General features: G+C 57.7%; 4 protein-coding genes and 1 rRNA gene. All 5 read right to left on the bottom strand.

Features of this window, described 5'->3' with window-relative positions; translation table 11 throughout:
- Positions 1-95: ribosomal RNA gene (locus ACWI8T_RS07430) — 16S ribosomal RNA — on the bottom strand; the annotation flags it as partial.
- Between the two features lie 661 nt (positions 96-756).
- On the bottom strand, positions 757-1992 hold the full coding sequence (locus ACWI8T_RS07435; RefSeq protein ID WP_449138479.1) for a phenylacetate--CoA ligase family protein: 1236 nt from the start codon (positions 1990-1992) through the stop codon (positions 757-759).
- A 446-nt stretch (positions 1993-2438) separates the two neighbouring features.
- Entirely contained in the window at positions 2439-3866 is a 1428-nt protein-coding gene (locus tag ACWI8T_RS07440) for a response regulator transcription factor (protein WP_449138480.1), read from the bottom strand.
- Between the two features lie 211 nt (positions 3867-4077).
- Entirely contained in the window at positions 4078-5787 is a 1710-nt protein-coding gene (locus tag ACWI8T_RS07445) for an FAD-dependent oxidoreductase (protein WP_449138481.1), read from the bottom strand.
- A complete protein-coding gene (locus ACWI8T_RS07450; RefSeq protein ID WP_449138482.1) occupies positions 5780-6388 on the bottom strand; it encodes a cytochrome c3 family protein in 609 nt (202 codons plus the stop codon). The genes ACWI8T_RS07445 and ACWI8T_RS07450 overlap by 8 nt, the downstream gene beginning before the upstream one ends.
- Positions 6389-6522 lie beyond the last annotated feature (134 nt).

The raw sequence follows: 6522 nt of genomic DNA on the forward strand, positions 1-6522 counted from the left end.
TCTATCCACGCCCGAAGGCGTCTTACTCGTTCGACTTGCATGTGTTAGGCGCGCCGCCAGCGTTCATCCTGAGCCAGGATCAAACTCTCCGTGGAAAGTTGAGGGCGGATGCCCTCAAATCCTAGTTAATTAAAAAATTGAATCAGGGTCCATATGATTGCTTCGGGGGAATCTCCCCCGAAGCCCTGTCTGGCTTCGTAAAATTCCATCCACAGTATCCGGTTCTCAAGGTTCCCGGCGGGGCTTATCGCCCGCCGTGCGCTTCGCGTTCCCGCTTGGCGCAAGATTGAATACTACCTTGCGCGCTCGGCCGTGTCAAGAACTTTTTTCAGAAAGTTTTTGCCGGCCGTCCCGCGGGTCGCGGGGCGCCACGCCGCTGGGGCTTAGGCCCTTCGCGGCGACGAGTTCGGTATTATACGCTCCCCCGCCGCGGCGCGGGCGGGAAACCCTCCCGCACACAGGATGCCGACAACTCCGGCGCGGTAAAGCGGAGGCAGAAGGAGGGGAGCCCAGGCGTGAGGGAGCCTTCGGCCAGGCGTTTCGCCTCGGCCCATAGACATGACAGCCCCGGAGGCTCGGCGCTTGCGCGCCTCGGCCCTCTGGGGCGACCGGTGCTCGGGACCGCACGGTTTCCGCCTTCGGGGGCACCCCGAAAAAAGAAAGACGGCCGCCCCCGGAGCTCGCCCGCCTTCCGCGCGGGCCGCCCCTCGGCGACCGTCCCTGGTCGATTCTCTCTATATCTATATATAGGTATGCTTAGTAGCGGCTGTCGAAAATGCGCTTGGTCTTCTTCATAGAACGCGGCAACTCGCCCATGGGAACGCCCTTCGCTTCAGGTGTGCAGCCGATCTTCGCCTTGAAGAGCAGCGCAAGCTCCTGCTCACACTTGGCTTTATCGTCGCCTTCAAGCGGAGTCTCAAACAGCACCGTGAGCACGTCGCGACCATCAATCGCTTCAATCATGACCTGATACTCAGAGCTCGCGCCATCCGTAAACGCAATGACTTCCTCAATTTGCGCGGGGAACATGTTGCAGCCCTTCACCTTCACCATGTCGTCGGTACGACCAGTAAGGGTATCGATGCGGGGATGCTTCAAGCCGCAAGCACAATCGCCGGGAATGATGCGCGTAAGGTCGTGCGTGCGATAGCGAATAAGCGGCGCGCCCTGCTTGCGCAGCGTTGTGAGCACGAGCTCGCCCATTTCGCCGTCGGGCACGGGCTTGCCAGTCTTCGGATCGACGATTTCGCAATATACGTAATCGCTCCAGATATGCATGCCATGGTGCTCGCTGCACGAAATGCCAATGCCTGGGCCATAAATCTCGGTCAGGCCATAGATATCGAAAATCTCAACGCCGAGCTCGTTCTCGATGCGGCGGCGCATCTTTTCGCCCCAACGCTCCGATCCAATAACGCCCTTGCGCAAATCGAGCTTATCGCGCAAGCCGCGCTTGGAGATTTCTTCAGCAAGCAAAAGCGCATAGCTGCTCGTTCCCGTGATAACCGTGCTGTGCAGGTCTTGCATCATTTGCAGCTGTTTCTCGGTATTGCCGGGACCCATGGGAATAGCCATAGCGCCCAAACGCTCGCAGCCAAGCTGGAATCCGATGCCCGCAGTCCACAAACCATAGCCAGGGGTAATTTGTATGCGATCTTTATTGTTAATGCCTGCCGTGCGATAGCAACGCGCGAACATTTCGGCCCAATCGGCAACATCTTGCGCGGTGTACGGAATAATGACCGGCGTGCCCGTCGTTCCCGAAGAGCTGTGGATGCGCACAACTTCCTCGTCGGGCACAGCCTGGATTCCCAATGGGTACGCTTCGCGCAAGTCGGCCTTTTCCGAAAAGGGCAGTTTCTCGAAGTCGGCCTGGGTTTGCACGTCGGACAAATCGATGCCCTCGAACTTCTTCGCATAGAAGGGAGAGCGATCTTTCAGGGTTTTGAATTGCTTTTTAATAAGGTTGAACTGTTCATCGGTGAGCTGCATGGCACTGCCTTTCGCGCGTGTCTGAAATATTGTGCGGAAATTGGAGACGCTTCAAGCCTGCGAAAAATCAGGGCTTTACGCCGTTTCGTCATTCAGGTGCACGAAAAAGGCGCCTCAAGCTCGCTGAGCAAACTTGAAGCTAGAGCCATCGACCAGCCAACGCGGTGCGCGCGGCTTTGAGAGATTGTATGTCGAGGGCATTCATCATGAGCACTATTGTACGCTAAAGCGACCAATGAGCAAGATGCGGAACAAAAGATTCCGCGAACGGGCGCCCGGCGCGCGACAACCTCGCATACGTCGGTCTTTGCGCGGGGCGACGCCAGATGCGCAACCTTACGGTGAGGGCATCGAGGACGCAACGCTTGAATACGCCGAACTCGACCGCGCCGCAATTCGAGCGCGAGCGACAAGCCCTCACTAAAACGCAAGCATGCCGCACGGCCTCACGATGCCATTTCGGATTCAACGATATCGAGCAAGTCCTGATGAGTGTGGATATCGAACTTCGCGTAGATATGCTTAACGTGCGCCTTCACCGTGTTGCGTGAAACCATGAGCTGCTCTTGAATATAAAAGCTGTCGCGACCACGAGCGAGCATCTCGAACACCTCCCTCTCGCGAGGGGTAAGTGAGGCCCGATCGGCAATGGCCGAGCATGCTTGTTCGAGCGTCGCGTGCGATGCCTCTTCGATATTGGTCGGCTGCGCGTCAACGACTTCGGTCACGCCGTTGATGGTATCGATGAAACTGAAATTCTTCAGGCCAATAAGCGCATATGCCGCGAACCCGACAACGAGTGCGCCCGTCGCCAGCTGCACGGCGATGGGGTGCGTCAACGACGTCGCGCTCGCCCATACGCCAATTGCCGCACCGACGATGCTGCCAAGCGCCGACACGCCACGTCCCCATGCGATGGTCGCAACCGACGCACGCGTGTTACGCGCGCCAACCGCGGCGAGCACCACCCAGCCAACCACGTCAAACAGCGCGTTGCCACACGAGAGAAGCGACGCACTCGCCGCATAAGCCCACGGAGCCGAAATCGTGGTTGCGAAAAAACCGGCAAGCACGAAGAGCACCGACACCTGCGCAAGCAGGTCGCCCTTCACAAGCTTGCCTGACGAGGCGACGGTATATAAAGCCAAAAAGCCAATCGGCACGATAGAGAAGAAATCTGCCAAAGGCGCGCCATCCACTTCCCCAAAACGAAGCGAGAAGCCAAACGCCACGCGAAAGAAGAACAAGCACACAAACAATTGGGAACCCAATGCCAGAAACGACGAGGGCTGCGTGATGGCGATGTCGGCCGGCGAATCGGAAGCCGCAACTTCAGCAAGCACGGGATTTGCGACGCCACGCGCAAGCAATAAAGCCGCCAGAGGAGCCACGAAAAACGCCAGCAAACCAACGCTTGAAGGCAAGAGCCGGGCAGCATAGCTAAACGCGCAATTGCCCAGAAAAGCCAGCGTGACGCTTTGGGCGATATCGGAAATGGGAAAACGCAGAAGCGACACCCCCGCAACGACACTCACCCATCCACGCGCGGCGGCAACCAAGCACGAAGAGAACACAAGCAGCCAAGACGATTGCATTGCGAACGACACCGCGATGCCCGTTGATCCAAAAACCAAAAATGCAAGCGCTGCAATATTGACGATATGGGAATTGAGCAAAGAAGAGCGGAAAGAAGCCACCAGGGCAACGGCAACCAAGCACGCCGCGTTCGCGAGAACCGATATATCTCGCGCATATGTGAACACATGGTCGAACAAAGGAAACGCCGAAATATTCATGAAGCTGGAAGTCGCAAGCACAAGGCAGAGCGCCGCCGTTGCGCGCCAAAACGCTGCATCGTGAATACGCTCGCCCATGGCTGCCCTCCAGATGGTTTCCCTGATGAACCGTGCCATTGTAGCAAAAGCCCGATGCCCCAGACAGGGAGGGCATCGGGCGGGCGCCCCATGGCGCCAGAGGGGAAGTGCACGCTCGCGCATAAGGGGAAACGCGAGGGCTCAAGAAATTTTTAAGAAGGATGGCTTGCAGGGCCCCGCGCCAATCGAACGAAGCGCGGAGCCCGGGAGCTTACGCCTGGCCCGTTGCGGCAAGCATGCCAGCACGACGGCCAAACGTCATGGTGCGGCCCGCGGCAAGACCAGTCATAAGATTCGGATAGCTCACGCTGAAGAAGCCGCCCGAGTCGTTGCCAACCAGGTACAGACCGTCGATTTGCTCGCCCGCTTCGTTTACCGGGTGCATATCGGTGTTGATGGGGCAGCCATCAATCGTAGCCAGGAACCACGCGCCCGTGCGCACGCCGTAATACGGCGGATGCGTAAGCGACGTGAGGCGATACGGCTCTTTGTTGTAGTCCTCGTCTTTGCCCTGTTCGGCGAATTTGTTGTAGCGCTCCCAGGTGGCAACGGTCGCCTCGACGGGAAGATTCAGCTTGGCTGCAAGCTCCTCCATGGTGTCGGCCTTCTGGATATAGCCGGCCTCCTCGAGTTGGTCGAACTTGCTCTGCATGGCAGAAATATCCATGTTCGACGGAGCGCCGTTATCGAAGGGGTACAAACGGCAGCAACCAACTTCGTTAATCTGCTTGACTTGCGCAACGTAATCGGAATCCCAAATGTCGACGTACGTGTGGTACGGCTGCATGAAAGCCGAGTGCAGCATGTAATCGTACGGACCGCTCTCGTTGCAGAAGCGCTTACCCTGCAGGTTCACCTTGAGGAACGGCTGCTCGCCGAACCAGAACCACTTGCCAACCAGGTCGCTGCCAGCAACCTCATCGGGCTTGCAGCATGCGCGATTGAACGTGACGGCGCAGCCCAAGGGGTCGATGGTCGCACCGCACCACATAGCGGCCTTAATGCCGTCTCCCGTGCAGCTGCCACCAACGGGAATATTGATCTTGAGGCGATTGTTCCATACCTGGCGAGCCTCAACCATTTCGGTGTTCGCCACATAACCGCCCGTTGCCAGAATTACGCCCTTGGAGGCATTCACGCGAATATAGTGCAGGTCGTTGCCATCGCGGCAAATAACGCCGGTCACGCGGCCCGATTCATCCTGCTCGCATTTCACGAGCATGGTATCATAACGAATCTCGGCGCCATTTTCGATAGCGTAATCGCGCATGGTGCTGCCGAACGTAATCTCTTTATCGTCAACGAGCTTTTGGGGGCTATGGCCCGTAGCCCATGCCTTATCGCGAGCGCCCTGGCCTTCAGTGCCAACGGAGCCCTCGAACCACATCTTGAATTTGCCGTCACGTTCGATGATGTCGGACAGCCAGTTAATCATGCCGCCCGATTCATCGACCCACAGCTTAATAAGATCATAATTCACGAAGCCATTCGCATAGCGCACGATGTCTTCCATGATTTCCATCTTATCAATCTCGAACTGAGGGAATTCGCTGAACGATTCGAGCTGGTAACGCGAATTGACGGCGCCAAGGTCTTCGCGAGGCTCGGCGATTTTGCTCATTTGCTCAATGCCGAGCACGCGCGCGCCATTTTCGGCAGCGGACATAAGGGCGGGCAGGCCGCCAGTGCGCAAGCCCACGACAACGACTTCGTAATCGAGCGTTTCAGTGATTTCCGCCTCATCAATCTGGGGAGCCTCGCCAAGCCAGCTCGGACCGGACGGACGCTGGGTGGTGTCGTTCTTGATGGACTCGTTACTTTCGTAGCCGTTCCCGCAACCCGAAAGGGAACCAGCGGTGGCAGCAACCAGGGCGGCAGCGCCAGCGCCCTTGAAGAAATTACGGCGAGATACATTACTCATTGGTGGCCTCCCAGCCCTCGGGCAGGTTCAAGTCGTGGCATTTAGCGCAGTACAGGGTGCTCGTCTCATGCGATTTATGGCAATCGCCGCATTCGAGCTGGTTGTCCTGGTGGCTGGAATGCGGGTTGAATTTGGCGTCGTTGCCTTCGAAACCCCACGTAGCGTTCACGACATCGCTCATGTTGTGGCAGCCGTCGTTAGTGCAGAACTCTTCGGTAGCGATTTCCTTGCCGGTGTTCAGCATGCCGTCATCGGTCATGGGATAATCGTCGGCCACCCATGTGCATACCTCGGTAAGCTGCTCGGTGATAACCGGATTGTGGCAGTCGAGACAGTTCTTGCCCGCCTCAGCATGCTGCGTCACAAGCATGCCTGCGTCGCCCGACGTATAGCTCTCGACATAATTGTCCATCGGGCTGTGGCAAATAGCGTTGCAGAAACTCGGCTGCTCATGCCATACCCAAAAACCAGCGCCGGCGAGCACCAAAACAACGGCGACGGTGCCTGCCACAATGGCCGGCTTCTTTTTGTTCTTCCCTTTGGGCGCATGATCCGCGTCAGCCGGCGCGACGGTGCGCTGGCCTTCGTTCTCCTCGGTCATTGGTCCCCCTTCTTCGTTCTCGGCCTTGCCGCGCTTCGCGGCTTCAACGCTACCCACAATGGCCGAAATTCCCGCGCGCGCCTATTACCCCCGTAGGGTAATCTTTGCATTTCGCCTGATAAACGCAGAAATCC

The sequence above is a fragment of the Slackia sp. genome, from assembly GCF_977041755.1.

Coding starts and splice junctions, on each gene's coding strand:
- ACWI8T_RS07435 (WP_449138479.1), bottom strand. CDS start 1,992: ATGCAGCTCACCGATGAACAGTTCAACCTTATTAAAAAGCAATTCAAA.
- ACWI8T_RS07440 (WP_449138480.1), bottom strand. CDS start 3,866: ATGGGCGAGCGTATTCACGATGCAGCGTTTTGGCGCGCAACGGCGGCG.
- ACWI8T_RS07445 (WP_449138481.1), bottom strand. CDS start 5,787: ATGAGTAATGTATCTCGCCGTAATTTCTTCAAGGGCGCTGGCGCTGCC.
- ACWI8T_RS07450 (WP_449138482.1), bottom strand. CDS start 6,388: ATGACCGAGGAGAACGAAGGCCAGCGCACCGTCGCGCCGGCTGACGCG.